A 13978-nucleotide genomic window follows, 5' to 3' on the forward strand; every position below is an offset into this window, starting at 1 on the left:
GTTCCAGACGCGGCGCGCCGAAACAACGGCGTGCCCACCCACAGCAGCAACCGTCGATTCGCCCGCGATCACAGGCAGCAGCGGGGACACACCTCGCGCACCTCGCAGAAAGCCACCGGTGCGGGCCTGACACATGCCATGATTGACCTTGCGAAACCGCAACGCACCGCGCCTCGATGACTGCGCACAATCAGCGGAGACTCAGAGGAGGGACCGTGCTCAGGCCTTTGGACACGACGAAGCGGGGCACCCTCTTCGCAGCACCATTCGCCCTGCTGGCTCTCGGTGTCATCGGGTTCGGCCTGGCCGAGCTGACGCGCTCCACGCCGGAATCCTGGACGCTCGTCATCACTGTCATCGTAGGAGTGATGATCTGCGGCTCACTGCAGCTGCAGGTGGGGCGCCGCCCCGGCTTCCCGCTCGTTGGCATCGCGATCGTGATGATCGCCATTCCCCCAATGCCGGGCTTCCCGCTGTTCAACGTCGCCGTCTGGGCGCTCGGGCTGCTGATCTCGCAGACCTTCCTGCACCGCAACGTGAGGCATGCCCTCTACCTGACAGGGCTGGGTGCGGTGAGCGCGCTGGCATTTGTGCTCACCCAGAGCTGGCTTGCGAACCTCGGTGTCTGGGTGCCACTGAGCTACCTGGCAGCGACCTCGGCCTACTACGCACTCTTTTTGATGGGCGAGTTCTTGCGGCAGTGGAGCAACACCGAGTCCGACCGCGACCTCGGCCTGTCGGCCATCGACCCTCTCAAGCTCACCCTTGTCGTTCTCATCGTCGGGGCCACCTCAACGGCGATGAACTACGCCGACACCCAACTGATCCCCTGGCTCGAACAAGACCCGCGAGCAGATCTCACCCCGCTCGTGGTGCTGCTCGCAGCATCGCTCTTCTACATGTTCGCGCAGCACAGTCGCTTCTCGCACATCGAACGCCGTCTCAGCGCCCTCGTCAACGCCGCCGTCGAGCTGCCGCGCATCACCGCGCAGGGCGGCCTGGCTCCCGCATTGCTCAGCCGCACCCAAACCATCGTGCAGGCGAAGCACGTCGAACTACGAGAGGCACCACCCGAGCGTCACGAGATCGGCGCCCCGGTGCGACTCGACGCCGCACGCAACGAATACCTCGTCGCCTCCCGCAAGACCGGCGGGGTGCCCTTCGAACGCGAAGACGAGCGCGCACTCACCACGCTCGCCCACGTTGCCAGCGAGACGACACGCGCGCAGCACGAAGTCGAAGATCTCGAGCGCCGCGCGAACACTGACGATCTGACAGGCCTACCCAACTACGGCGCCTTCCAGAAAGCGCTCATCGAAGCCAACGAAAACCGCTCGTACCACGCGGGCATCGCTCTGCTCTTCGTCGATCTCGACAACTTCAAGAAACTCAATGACGCCCACGGCCACCGCATCGGCGACGAGTTGTTGAAGACCGTCGCCCAGCGCCTGCTCGAGGCGTCCGGCGGCGGAGACTTCGTCTCCCGTGTCGGCGGCGACGAGTTCGTGATCATCTTCTCCGATCTCGACTCACTCGACCAGGCGAAGGCCTCAGCCGACCGCATTGTCGAGATTGCCAGCCAGGCGGTCTTCATCGAGGGCCACCAGCTTCGCCCCACCCTCAGCGCAGGCCTCGCGTTTTCTGGGCATCGCGAACTCGACCCCCAGGCCCTCGTCGAAGACGCCGATCGCGCCATGCTGCACGTCAAACGTTCGCGGCGGCGCGGCGGCGCGGCCACCGGTAGCGGGGTCAGCGTCTCCTCCCATCGTGCTTCCCGCACCAACGACATCGTCGCGCGGGCGATCCGCGAAGACCGGCTGCTCGTCGCTTTCCAACCGATCGTCAGCCTGGAGCGGGGCGAGATCTGGGCCTTCGAAGCTCTCGTGCGCTACGTTGATCCCGAGCTCGGCCCCATCTCCCCGCCCTCGCTCGTGGCCCGCGCGAAAAGCCTGGGCCTCATGAATGAGCTCACCAAGCAGGTCATCAGCAAAGCGCTCGACGCGGCCGACGAGTTCCATCGGCTCGAGCCCGGAATCGAGTGCATGACGGTCAACCTCGAGGTCGGTCAGATCACCGACTCGGAGCTCGGCTCGTTCGTGCGCGAGGCGGCCCGCACGCACCCCGACGTCTCCCTCTGCATCGAACTCAACGAGCGCTCGCTGCACGGTGTCACCGACGAGCTGCGCCGCGACGCGGAGGCACTGCAGCAGGACGGCGTGTTGCTCGCCCTCGACGATTACGGCTCCGATGCCTCGTCTGTGGGCGCGCTCGTGCACTTTCCGATGAACATCCTCAAGGTCGATAAGAGCCTCATCGACGATCTGGGAGATGCGCGTCAGCGCGAGGTTGTGAAGGCGCTGCAGGGGTTCGGCGACCGCCTTGGCTATACGGTCATCGTCGAGGGCGTGGAGACGAGCGAGATGGCCGATGTGCTCACGAGCCTCGGCGTGCGCAGTGTGCAGGGGTATTACTTCGGCAGGCCGCTCTCGTTTGCGCAGACGATGAGCCGCCTACGCGGCTCAGGCACACGCGCACTGTTCGAGCGCTGAGCAGACGGTCGGTCACCGCGGCTCCCTGAGCCGCAGCACTCCGGTTCGACGAGCCGCAACACTGCGCTTCCGGCCCGCAGAGCAGGCAGCCGGAAGATTCAGTATCCGTCGTCGGAATCAGAGCCGGCCGCGAGGTCGACTCCGCCGCTGAGCCGGGCGATTGCTTCGTCTGCCTGAAAATCAGGATCGGGTTCGATGAAGGCATCGACCACGCCCACGAAGGCGAGCGATGCAACCGACCATACCTCGGGTTCTGATTCGCCGTCGACGGGGAAGTCGAAGTGGGCTTCAACAAGGGCAGGCACGGTGGCGCGCACGATCCCGAGCCCCTCGATGACGGAGGCCGCCGCCACAACGAACGGCTGCAGATCGCCGTGGAACTCGGGTTTCAGCCGGTAGCCGACAGTCGGCAGCACGTTGCGGTAGAAGCTCTCCATCGTCTCCACGAAGGCGAGCTCGCTCGCTCGCAGCGCGTCGGTGATCCGGGCTCCGGCCGCGGGGTCGGCCCACGATTCGATCGTTGTGGAGAGCGCAGCGTAGGTGCGCCACTTGTTCGAGGCTGTCACCACCTCGAAGTTGTACTGTGCGGCAGTGCGGATGATGTCGATGAGCACCCGCCGCCTCCCGATGCTCGACCGCAGCTCGTCGACGCGCATGCTGAGGTACTGCCAGGTGGAGAGCAGGGTTTGGCTGTCGGCGCGGTCGATCCGCGCCTGATTAGCCAGATCGCAGAAGAGATCCGCGAGGAAAGCGTCGTGGCTGGGCCACACTCGCGAGAACTGCTTGGGAGTGATGCCGGCATTCGCCGCGATCCGCTCGATGAGCGGCCCGCTGACTCCTAACGACAGACCGACGGTATCGACGTACTGGGTTGCGCTCAGCAACATGCGGGCTCGTACATCGTCGTTTCCCGACGGGTCGTACAGGCCACCCGTCGAATGCGTTTCGTCCTCGGACACGGCAGCGTCCTCTCCTTGGCTGTCAATTTCCCTCATCGTACCAATGCGGGCGACGATCTCGGGTTTTTCGGAGTGGCAGTTCTCCGGTGAGAGGCCTTCCTGGTGCAGAATAGAGGTTCGACCGAGCCGTGCGCGCTCGGAGTGCGGGGGAAGCGTGGACGGTATGTTGCAGGGGATTTACAGCACGCAGGGGGTCAGCTCAGTTGTCTCGCATTGATCGCGACATTACGAATCATGAGGTGATTCCCGTCGTCGCGTCGGGCTTGTTCGCCGCTGACTCCGCTGCGCGGCTCGCGTGTGGCATCATTGCCGTCGATGGTGTGGCGGTGCCGGGGCTCGAAGCGGAATATCGCGCGCACTTCGATCTGCGCAGGCGCGTCTACGTCGACCAGACCGGCCAGCTCGATGTCAGCGATCTGCACGAGGATGGCACTGATCGCGATGCTGACGACGCCCGCTCGGTGACGTTCGGCGTGTTCGAGAATCACCGTTCCGGGGTGCGCGTGCTGGGCGTCTCGCGGCTCATTGTGCGGGGCGATGTCCTGGCACTTCCCGTCGAGGAGTTCTGTCCGGATTCCTTCGCCGACGAGGCGCTCGCCGCGCACAGTGTCGAGGTGTCTCGCGTGATCGCGCGCCACGAGTCTGCAGCAATGCAAGACCTGGTGCAGTGGCATCTGTTCACGATGATGCTCGCCTACGTGGCGAACCACGAGCTCGGTCGCACCTTCGCGATTATCGAGCCGTGGCTTGAGCGTCATCTGCGGGGCATCATCTCCATCGAGTCCATCGGTGAGGCGAGGTATGTCGAGCACTACCTCGACTACAACATGCCCATCGAGATCGATATTGCCGCATCCACTGTGTTGGCGAATGCCCGCAATGGCGATTTTGTCGATCGCTATCGGCAGGCGGAACCAGACATGACCTTCTTCGGTCGCGTCGCCGGCGCTTCCCGAGATCGGGCAGCCTGATGGCGCGTCGTATCTCGTCACCCGAGTTCTCGCGCAACTACGGGTTCTGGAGCGAGCCGGAACAGCAGGCGCTCATGTCGGCGAGCGTTGCGATCGCGGGGGTCGGTGGCGACGGTTTCCAGTTGGGTTTGAAGCTTGCGCGCATGGGGGTTTCGCGGTTCAGCATTGCGGATCCCGAGGTGTTCGAGCCCGAGAACGTCAACCGGGTGGAGGGTGCGAGCACGTCGACGTTCGGGCGGCGCAAGGCGGAGGTGTTCCGTGATCGGGTGCTCGACATCAACCCGGACGCCGAGGTTGAGGTGTTCTTCGACGGCGTCACCCCTGACAACGTCGAGGCGTTCATGCGCGGCGCCTCGCTGGTGCTTGATGAATCGGAGCTCACGAAGCCCGAGATCGGATCTCTCATTGCTCGGCGGGCGCGGTCGCAGGGCATTCCCGATCTGCTGGTGATGAACGTGGGCTTCGCCGCGCAGGTGACCTCGTTCGCACCGCGTTCGTCGTGGACCTTCGAGCGTTTCATGGGTTTCAGCTCTGACGCTCCGCTCGATGAGATCGCTGAGGCCGGTGTCGATCTCAGTCGTTGCCTGCCTTACATTCCGGGCTACACCGATCTGCGATCGTTGCAGGCTGTGATGGGATCTGACGACGCGGCACCGGCCCCGCTGCCGTCAATCTCGATCGGCGTCGATGCGGCTTCCGCTATCGGCACCGCGCAGGCGTTTCTGCACCTGACGGCGGGGATCTCCAACCGTCGCCGTTCCCCCATCTGGGCGCCGCGCGTGGCCTACACCGACGCGTATCTGCTGCGCACCCGCGTGCTGCGGGCGGGGCGGGCCTCGCACCTGCGGCATTTGATGTTCGCGGCGGCACGGCAGCAGCTGGGCTTCAATCCGCGCGCGGAGTACACGCCAGCGGATATCGCCCGCCGCTCTGAGGAGTGCAGGGTGCCGGGCACCGGGTCTCGCGGGCTCGGGTTTGGTTCCCCCGAAGCATCCCGTCCTTGAGCACACCAAAGCCTCCCGCCCCCTTCGACAACCTCAGGGGGCGGGAGGCTTCTGCGTGCTGCCGGGGTTAGGCGGCTGCGGGGGTGTGCTCGGTGTCGCGCTTGCGGCGGCCGAAGACGGCGAAGAGCAGGCCACCGGCGATGAGGATCGCGCCCCCGATACCGATGGCGGTCATCCCGGCCCCGCCGAGCACGGGGAGGGCGCCGGCCTGGCGCATCTGGTTGGGCACGTGCACCGCGGCAGCACCCGTAGGGGTAGCACTCGGGGTGACAGTGAACTCGGTCGGGGTGGTCGAAGCGACATAGCCCGCAGGAGCCTTCGTCTCGACAGCCCAATACTTGATACCGGCCTGCGAGGCCTTGAGGCCAGGAACGGTGACAATGCCGTTCGCGTCGGAGGTGAGGGTTTGGGTTCGAGTCGGAATCCAGGAGTAAGCGTCGGGGTTGAACGTCGATGTCTCGAATGTGAGGCCGGTGGTCACCGGCTGGCCCGCAGCAACCCGTGCTGCTGCAGCGTCGGCTGCGGCCTTGTCGGCGAAGATCTGGAACTCGGCACCCGCAAGCACCTTCGAGGTGTCACCTACAGCGTGCTTCGTGAACTGCGCTTTGCCCCACAGCGTTTGCGACTCAGACGTCATGTTCGTTTCATTCACTCCGACTTCCGCTTGATTGCGCACGACACCATTTGCTGGAAGCTCGTTCACTTTCGTCTCGTACACGAGCTCGATCAATGTGCCCGGCTTGATCCCCTCACCAGAGCAAAAGAACGCAGGACCGCCCGGAGAGCCACACTGCGAAGAACCGTCGGTGCGGACCCCACCGGGCTCAGTAAAATAGATGAGATCTGGCTTGGCCTCTGGACCGCTCCAGGCCTTCCCGACACCGGTCCGCAGCAGGTACGGCCGATTGTATTCTCCCCAGGTCCACCCCTCCGGCCTATCCAAAAAATCAACCGAGTCGACCACATACCCCTGGCTGTTCGGAATCTGAATGGATACTGTCCAGGTCACCGTGTCGCCCACCGCATGCGCGGAGCGATCGTCAACGGTTTTCACCATGTACGGCTGATCACCGAGGGTGTTCTTCGGATACGCGTGCACGTCGTAGCGGAACACACCGGGGTCCTTGGTGGGCATCGGCAACGTCACGAGGAACGGCTGCGCGGGTGCCTTGATCGAGTTCGGCCCCGGGTTCGTCTCGGTCACGTAGAACAACCCCACCGGCAGCGTGTTGAACACTGCCAGGCCACCGTTCGCGGTCACCTGCTTCACCGGCGCACCCAGGGTCGCATTGCCCGGCACGAAGGGAGTGGTGCCGTTGAGGTACGGCTGGATCGTGGCCCACCCTGCGTCAGTGTTCAGATCGACAGACTTGCCACCCACAGCGGTCACTTGCTGCACCGTGAACTCAACCCCGTTCAGAGGAAGCGCATCAGCCGGCAGGCTCTCCGGCGCGAGCTCCGAACCATCACCAGCAACGCCAGCCGTGGCGGGCTGTGACAGCTTGTGAATGGTGAGCGACCGCGGCGTGCTCGGGTCGATATTCGACGGCGCAGCCGAAGCAGCCGATACCGCCACCCCCATTAGCGCGGTCGCACCCAACGCGACAGCAGCTACCGCGGCGCTCAGCCGCCGGCCATACCTGGGCGCACGCATCCGCGCACCCCGAACTTCTTCATGCATAGCAGCACCCCCAAGGTCGATCTAACTCCCCCGTTGCCGCGTCGTTCCCCTCAACGCACCGATCGACCCGGGTTTCCCGTCAACGCTACAGGCACCCCAAACGCACAAGCCCCAAACGCATCAACATTTCACCCTCACTTTCACCCCCACCCGAACTGCGATCCCCACCCTGAACCGCGGCACAGGGTCGCAGTGGTGCAGGCTCGGAGAGGGGCAGGGCAGAGCAGAGCAGAGCAGAGCAGAGCAGAGCAGAGCAGAGCAGAGCACCCCGAGAGTGCGTGACCCCGCACAGCGCAGGCGATCCGCACCACACAAAAAATCGGCCCCGACGCGAACGTCGGGGCCGATTTATCAGGGTGGCTAACGGGACTTGAACCCGCGACCACCGGCACCACAAGCCGGTGCTCTACCAACTGAGCTATAGCCACCATGCTGACCACACTCGCCGGGGGCGAACGAGGCAACCCCACGATCATAGCCCACAACTCCCCCGCTTCGCCAAACCGACACACACGCCGGGGGCGGCGCACCCGCACCACCCCTCGCCCGGGCAACTTTCACCCCGAAACTCCCACGCGCACGTCAGCGCATCTGTGTAGGGTGAAAACATGCTCGAGATGTCGCACGAGGAGTTCGAATCGCTGGTCGCTGAAGGCCTCGATTCGCTGCACGACGACATGCTCGCCCAGCTCGACAACGTGATCTTCCTGGTCGAAGATCGCCCCGCCGATGGCAGCGACATCCTCGGCGTCTACGAGGGCTTCTCCCTCGCCGAGCGAGACGTGTACGGCTACGGCGAAGAACCCGACCGCATCATCCTGTTCCGCGAGACACTGCTTGAGCACTGCGGCGACCGCGAAGAGCTGGTGCGTGAGATCCGTGTCACCCTCGTGCACGAAATCGCGCACTTCTACGGCATTTCCGAGGAGCGCATCCACGAACTCGGGTGGGGGTAATGCGGTGGTCACTATAAGCGCAACGAGAACGGGCACTCAACGACACGAGACACCCCAGGCCACCACCGACCCAGTGTGGCAGACGGTCGTATGGGACGATCCCGTGAATCTGATGTCGTACGTCGCATACGTGTTTCAAACCCACTTCGGTTTTGCGCGGGATCAGGCAGAGGAGCTGATGCTGCGGGTGCACCATCGCGGCAGCGCGGTCGTGGCCGAGGGTGGCCGCGAGGCGATGGAGATGCACGTTGAGGCGATGCACGGATACGGTTTGTGGGCCACGGTGCGGCAGGCGGGCGAGGCATGAGACTGCTGCCGCTGCAGAACGGCGGGCTGCGACTGCTCTTGGAGCATGACGAGGCCGCGATGCTGGATCAATTGGTGACGCAACTGATCCAGTTGCTGCAGAGCCACAGCAGCACCGCACTCGACCCGGATCCGCTGTTCGCGAGCCTTGAGGTCGGGGGCTCCGATGAGGCACCGCATGATCCCGCGCTCGCGAGGCTCTTCCCCGACGCGTACGCGGGTGACGAAGAGGCCGGTGCGTTCCGGCGCGTCACCGAGCAGGGGCTACTCAACCGCAAGATGCAAGACGCGATGCAGCTCACCTCAGCGCTCGGCTTGGGCGGTGGCATGCCGAACGAGGAGCGCACGGTCGAGGTCGACATCGTGGCCACCGAACTACCCGCCTGGGCACGCACGCTGACGGCGCTGCGACTCGCGATAGCGGCTCGCATCGGCCTGGACGCCGCCGAAGATCACGCCGCACTGCTCGACGACGATGAGACGCGCGGCACGGTGATGGTGTTCGATTGGCTCGCCGCGATCCTCGAATCGGTGCTCGCAATCATGGCGGCGGATCGCGGCGACGAGAGCGACGACTCGTTCGGGCCGGGCAGTTTCAGCGTTTAGGCAGGCGGCTGCAGAGAGCGGGGATCGACAATCTCGTCGCGCTCCCGCAGCAAACTCGCGGGGCGCACACCGGAGGCGCCAAATCGGTCGCGCACCTCATCGACGGCCTGGTCAACGGCACGCCAGTCTTCGTCATCGCTCCAGAGCGCGGCGGCTTCGCTGCCAGCCGCTAGCAGTTGCTCTGCACGCACGCCGATGAGTCGCACTGGGCGCCCTGCGGCACCCAGAGCTTCGAAGAGTTCGACGGCGGTGCGATAGATGCGCTGAGACGAGTTCGTGGCCTCGGGCAGCGTGCGCGAACGTGTGACGGTGTCGAAGTTCTCCCATCGCACCTTGATCGACACGGTGCGGGCTTCGACGTCGGCTGCGCGCAGCCGCTCCCCTGTGCGGGTGGCGAGGCGCAGCAGTTCACGGTGCAGCACGCGGGCGTCGCGTTCGTCGTTGGCGAAGGTTTCTTCGTGGCCGATGCTCTTCTCGACGCGCGAGGTTTCGATGCGTCTCGCGTCGCGTCCGTTCGCGAGCTCGTGCAGCCTGCGTGCGTTCGCGGGCCCCACGATCCGTTCGAGCGATGGCAGCGGCTCGCGTGCAAGATCTGCAACGGTGCGGATCGCGCGGGCCTGCAGCGCTCCTGCTGTGGCGCGCCCCACACCCCACATCGCCTCGACGGGCAGCGGGTGCAAGAATTCGAGTGTGCGGGCCGGCGGGATTTCGAGCACACCGTCGGGCTTGGCGCGCTGCGACGCAAGCTTGGCCACGAACTTCGTGCCGGCGAGCCCCACCGAGGCCGGCAGCCCGGTGCGTTCGCGTATCCGCTCGCGCAGGCGCCTGGCGATCTCGCCAGGCTCGCCGAAAAGGCGCACAGAGCCGGCAACATCGAGGAACGCTTCGTCGATGCTGAGCGGCTCGACGAGCGGGGTGAACTCCTCGAAGATCGCCATCACCTCGCGGGAGGCGCGCCTGTATTTTTCGAAGGTGGGCGGCACGAGCACCAGTTGGGGGCAGAGCTGTTTGGCGCGGGCCACGGGCATGGCGGATCGCACCCCGAAGCGGCGGGCTTCGTAGCTCGCGCTCGACACCACTGAGCGCACGGTGTCGTGGGCTGCGGCGACGGGAAGCCCCCGCAGCTCTGGGCGGTCGAGCAGTTCGACAGACACGAAGAAGGAATCCATGTCGACGTGCAGGATCGAGGCCGAGGTGCGAACGCCAGCGGAAACTCCCGCAGCGGTGTCGCCCGGGCCGTCGCTCATACCCGTCATTCTCTCACGGGGTTCACGTGGCAGGGCTGTCGACTGCGAGCACCTGCCTGGCGAGGCTTTCGTCGACGACGAGGTCGGTGATGATGCCGGCAGCGAGCGCACCGCGCAGGCTGTCGCGCTTCGCGGCGCCCGAGACCACGCAGAGTCGCTGCGGGATGCGCCTCACCACGTCGAAGCGGGGCCCGCTCGAACGTTCGTTCATCGCGATTCCCTCAGTGCTGCCATCGGCCTTGTAAAAAACTGTGGCGCAGTCGCCCACGACGCTCTGCTCGACCAGGGAGCGCAGATCTTCTGCGCCGAGGTAGCCGCCAGAGTAGATGTGGGAGCGCGGATCGCCGATGCGGGATCCGAGGCCGAAGACGAACAGGTTGACCGAGGCTTGCAGGTCGATCACGCGGCTTACGGCCCGCTCTCGCCAGAGCGCGGTGCGGGTAGCGGGGTCGTCGAAGATGGCGGGCACCGGAAACTCGTAGATCTCGGCTGAGAATGCGCCGGCGAAGCCTCCGAGCAGGCCTGTGGCGTAGGAGACTCCCGTCGTGCGCCCGTTCGCGGCACCGTTCATCTGCACGACTCGGGTTTCGGCTGTCGGTTTTCGTGGCAGGCTGCGGGCGACGGCGCTCACCGTCGACCCCCATGCCACGCCAATCGTGGTGCGCGGCGCCACGGCACCGGCGATGAGTTGGGCCGCGGCCTGCGCCGTGCGCTCCAGCCGTTCGTGCTCGGACTGTCTGTCGGATCCTGGCACAACATGCGCGGTGACGCCGAAGCGCTCTGAAAAGCGCTGTTCAATGCGGGAGCGCGCCTCCTGCGGCGAGTGGATGCGGATCTCGACGAGCCCCGTGGAACGGGCGTGGGTGAGCAGGCGAGAGACGGATGAGCGCGATACCCGCAGGTCTTCGGCGATCGCCTCCATGGTGAGGTTCTGCTGGTAGTAGAGCTGGGCTGCGCGCAGTGCGTCGCGCGTTTTCGCAGGACTCTGCCGTTCGGCCATGGTGTGAAGCCTCCGATCACGCACCATTCTGCACATATGTGCAACAACTTTGCAATTCGGTTCAGATGTGGAGCATTCTGGCCGAAACAGTCTCGAAAGGTTCTGGAAATGAACGAGCGCCCAGCAGCAGCATCACGCCCATCGGTCGAGCAGCTTCGCGCGCGCCCCCACGCGGACGTGCTCATCATCGGCGGCGGCATCAACGGCATCGCCACCTTCCGCGATCTCGCCCTGCAGGGCATCGACGTTGCGCTCGTCGAGCGCGCCGATTTTGTCTCGGGTGCATCATCTGCGTCGAGCCACATGGTGCACGGCGGCATTCGCTACCTCGAGAACGGCGAGTTCCGGCTCGTCAAAGAGTCGGTTACCGAGCGCAACAGGCTCGTACGCAACGCACCCCACTACGTGCGCCCGTTGAAGACCACGATCCCGATCTACTCCACATTCTCGGGCATTCTCTCGGCACCCTTCCGGCTGCTCGTCACCCACGGTCGGGGTAAGCCGAACGAACGCGGCGCTGCACTCATCAAAATCGGCCTCATGATCTACGACACCTTCTCGCGCGCAGGCGGCCAGGTGCCCCGCCACCGCTTCCTGGGCAAAGCGCAGTCGCTGAAGGAGCTGCCGCAGCTCAACTCCAATCTCAAGTACACGGCCACTTACTTCGACGCCTCAATGCACGACCCCGAGCGCCTCGCGCTCGACGTGCTCAACGACGGCCTCCTCGCGGGCGGCGACCGCGCCCGCGCCGCGAACTACCTCCCGGCAGTAGGCAGCTCCGAGCACGGCGTACGCCTGCGCGACGAGGTCACCGGCGAGGAGTTCGACTTCTCAGCACGCCTCATTCTCAACACCAGCGGCCCCTGGACCGACATCACCAACGAGGCCCTCGGCGACACCACCCGCTACATGGGAGGCACGAAGGGCTCGCACATCGTGCTCGACCACCCCGAGCTCCTCGCCGCAACCGGTGGCAGGGAGATCTTCTTCGAGCACTCCGACGGGCGCATCGTGCTGATCTACCCGCTCAAGAACCGCGTACTCGTCGGCACCACCGACATCGACGCCGACCCCGCAAAGCCCGTCGTCTGCACCGACGACGAGGTCGACTACTTCTTCGATCTCGTGCACCATGTCTTCCCCAAGATCGCCGTCGACCGCTCGCACATCGTCTACTCCTTCTCCGGCATCCGGCCGCTCCCCCGCCACGACGACACCGCACCCGGCTTCGTCTCCCGCGACTACCGCATCGTTGCCACCGAGCACCGCTCCACTCCCGTGCTCAGCCTCGTCGGCGGCAAGTGGACCACCTTCCGCGCGCTCGCAGAACACCTCGCCGATGAGGCGATGGGTCAGCTCGGCAAGCAGCGCCGGGTGAGCACCGAGAAACTCGCCGTCGGTGGTGGCGACGGCTACCCCGTCGATGCTGCCTCCCGGCTGCGCTGGCTCGCCGCCCACGCAGACGGGCGCGACCGCGGTCGTGTTTCAGTGCTGCTCGACCGCTACGGTACCCGCGCCACTGAGGTGATGGCAGCAACGCCCGAGCAAGACCCCGAACTGCCAGAGCTGCCCGGCTACACCGCCGCCGAGCTCGCTCACCTCGCAGCCACCGAGCAGGTGGTGCACCTCGACGACCTTCTGCTGCGCCGCACCTCCATCGCGTTCGTTGGCGGGCTCACCGAGCCGCGCATCCGAGCCGCCGCGGCAGCGATCGCTCCCGCACTCGGCTGGGATGAGGGTACGATCACGGCAGAGGTAGACCGCACCATCGAGCTGCTGCGCAACGCGCACCGCATCGATCCCTCGAAGGGAGGCTCATTCACCGCAGGGTGAGCGATCAGCTCCCCTCCGAGCCGCATCCGGCTCGCGAATCCACCGCTTCTTATGCACCCTGACCCGCCACGGTGGCGCGTCAGGAGTCACCCGAAAGGTCAATGGAGACAACTATGGACATCAATCTGGGACTCTACTTCCTCTCCGAAATGGTCGGCACCGCCATGCTGGTGCTGCTCGGCTGCGGCGTCGTCGCCAACGTGGCCCTCGCAAAGACGAAGGGCAACGCGGGAGGCTTCCTGATGGTCAACTGGGGCTGGGGGCTCGCGGTCTTCGCCGGCGTTCTCGCCTCCGCCTACTCCGGCGCGATCCTGAACCCCGCGGTCGGCATCGGCCTGCTCATCGCAGGCACCATCACCGCCCCCATGTTCTTCGTCGCATTCGCCGCTGAGCTGGTCGGCGCGATCATCGGCGCGATCCTCTGCTGGGCCGCCTACAAGCAGCACTTCGATGATGAGCCCGAGGCCGCGAACAAGCTCGGCGTATTCTCGACCGGCCCGGCGATCCGCTCCTACGGCGCCAACTTCATCACCGAGGTCATCGGCACCTTCGTGCTCGTCTTCGTGATCCTTGCCTTCGCTGACTACGGCGACGTCAACGTCGGCGTTCCCGGCGGCCTCGGACCGCTCACCGCTCTGCCCGTCGCCCTGCTCGTCGTGGGCATCGGCGCCTCGCTCGGTGGCCCCACGGGCTACGCCATCAACCCTGCCCGCGACCTCGGCCCCCGCATCGCGCACGCAATCCTCCCGATCAAGGGCAAGGGCGGCAGCGACTGGGGCTACGCGTGGGTGCCGGTCTTCGGCCCGCTCGTGGGCGGCGCGATTGCAGCATTCGCCGCTCCCGCACTGCTCTCCCTGGCATAACTC

Annotated in this window: 12 protein-coding genes and 1 tRNA gene; 8 read left to right on the forward strand and 5 right to left on the reverse strand. The window is 65.5% G+C overall.

From position 1 onward, the window contains the following. Positions 1-215: 215 nt before the first annotated feature. Positions 216-2549, forward strand: coding sequence for a putative bifunctional diguanylate cyclase/phosphodiesterase (locus WFI54_RS02410; RefSeq protein WP_336651197.1), 2334 nt, complete (start codon positions 216-218; stop codon positions 2547-2549). 98 nt (positions 2550-2647) lie between these two features. Here WFI54_RS02410 and WFI54_RS02415 read toward each other — a convergent pair whose 3' ends face one another. Continuing rightward, positions 2648-3508, reverse strand: a complete 861-nt coding sequence (locus WFI54_RS02415) for a hypothetical protein (RefSeq protein ID WP_336651198.1) — start codon at positions 3506-3508, stop codon at positions 2648-2650. Between the two features lie 203 nt (positions 3509-3711). Here WFI54_RS02415 and WFI54_RS02420 point away from each other — a divergent pair, with 203 nt between their 5' ends. Together WFI54_RS02420 and WFI54_RS02425 are read left to right on the forward strand one after the other, a co-directional pair. Further along, complete coding sequence (locus WFI54_RS02420; RefSeq protein ID WP_336651199.1) at positions 3712-4479, forward strand: hypothetical protein; 768 nt, start codon at positions 3712-3714, stop codon at positions 4477-4479. Further along, a complete protein-coding gene (locus tag WFI54_RS02425; RefSeq protein WP_336651200.1) occupies positions 4479-5483 on the forward strand; it encodes a ThiF family adenylyltransferase in 1005 nt (334 codons plus the stop codon). Before WFI54_RS02420 ends, WFI54_RS02425 begins: the two co-directional genes overlap by 1 nt. 67 nt (positions 5484-5550) lie before the next feature. On the opposite strand, the gene WFI54_RS02430 is transcribed toward WFI54_RS02425, so the two are convergent. Beyond that, on the reverse strand, positions 5551-7164 hold the full coding sequence (locus WFI54_RS02430) for a SpaH/EbpB family LPXTG-anchored major pilin (RefSeq protein WP_336651201.1): 1614 nt from the start codon (positions 7162-7164) through the stop codon (positions 5551-5553). A gap of 355 nt (positions 7165-7519) precedes the next feature. Further along, a tRNA-His gene (locus WFI54_RS02435) sits at positions 7520-7592 on the reverse strand. A gap of 180 nt (positions 7593-7772) precedes the next feature. Here WFI54_RS02435 and WFI54_RS02440 point away from each other — a divergent pair. From WFI54_RS02440 to WFI54_RS02450, 3 genes are read left to right on the forward strand one after another with little or no spacing between them, the layout of a single operon-like run. Further along, complete coding sequence (locus tag WFI54_RS02440) at positions 7773-8120, forward strand: metallopeptidase family protein (RefSeq protein WP_336651202.1); 348 nt, start codon at positions 7773-7775, stop codon at positions 8118-8120. 13 nt (positions 8121-8133) lie between these two features. Beyond that, positions 8134-8427, forward strand: coding sequence for an ATP-dependent Clp protease adapter ClpS (clpS, locus tag WFI54_RS02445; protein WP_442918455.1), 294 nt, complete (start codon positions 8134-8136; stop codon positions 8425-8427). Continuing rightward, positions 8424-9032: a DUF2017 family protein gene (locus WFI54_RS02450; protein ID WP_336651203.1), complete on the forward strand. Its 609-nt coding sequence runs from the start codon at positions 8424-8426 to the stop codon at positions 9030-9032. Before clpS ends, WFI54_RS02450 begins: the two co-directional genes overlap by 4 nt. Here the strand turns inward: WFI54_RS02450 and dinB are convergent. After that, the gene (gene dinB, locus WFI54_RS02455) at positions 9029-10279 is read right to left on the reverse strand and encodes a DNA polymerase IV (RefSeq protein WP_336651204.1); all 1251 of its coding nucleotides are present in this window, start codon (positions 10277-10279) and stop codon (positions 9029-9031) included. The genes WFI54_RS02450 and dinB overlap by 4 nt on opposite strands. A gap of 22 nt (positions 10280-10301) precedes the next feature. Further along, entirely contained in the window at positions 10302-11279 is a 978-nt protein-coding gene (locus tag WFI54_RS02460) for a sugar-binding transcriptional regulator (protein WP_336651205.1), read from the reverse strand. A 108-nt stretch (positions 11280-11387) separates the two neighbouring features. Between WFI54_RS02460 and WFI54_RS02465 the strand changes: the two genes are divergently transcribed. Both WFI54_RS02465 and WFI54_RS02470 read left to right on the forward strand, forming a co-directional pair. After that, a complete protein-coding gene (locus tag WFI54_RS02465; protein WP_336651206.1) occupies positions 11388-13112 on the forward strand; it encodes a glycerol-3-phosphate dehydrogenase/oxidase in 1725 nt (574 codons plus the stop codon). A 113-nt stretch (positions 13113-13225) separates the two neighbouring features. Continuing rightward, positions 13226-13975, forward strand: a complete 750-nt coding sequence (locus tag WFI54_RS02470; protein WP_336651207.1) for an MIP/aquaporin family protein — start codon at positions 13226-13228, stop codon at positions 13973-13975. Positions 13976-13978 lie beyond the last annotated feature (3 nt).

This window comes from Leucobacter sp. MMO-125 (genome assembly GCF_037148395.1).
Classification (GTDB): domain Bacteria; phylum Actinomycetota; class Actinomycetes; order Actinomycetales; family Microbacteriaceae; genus Leucobacter.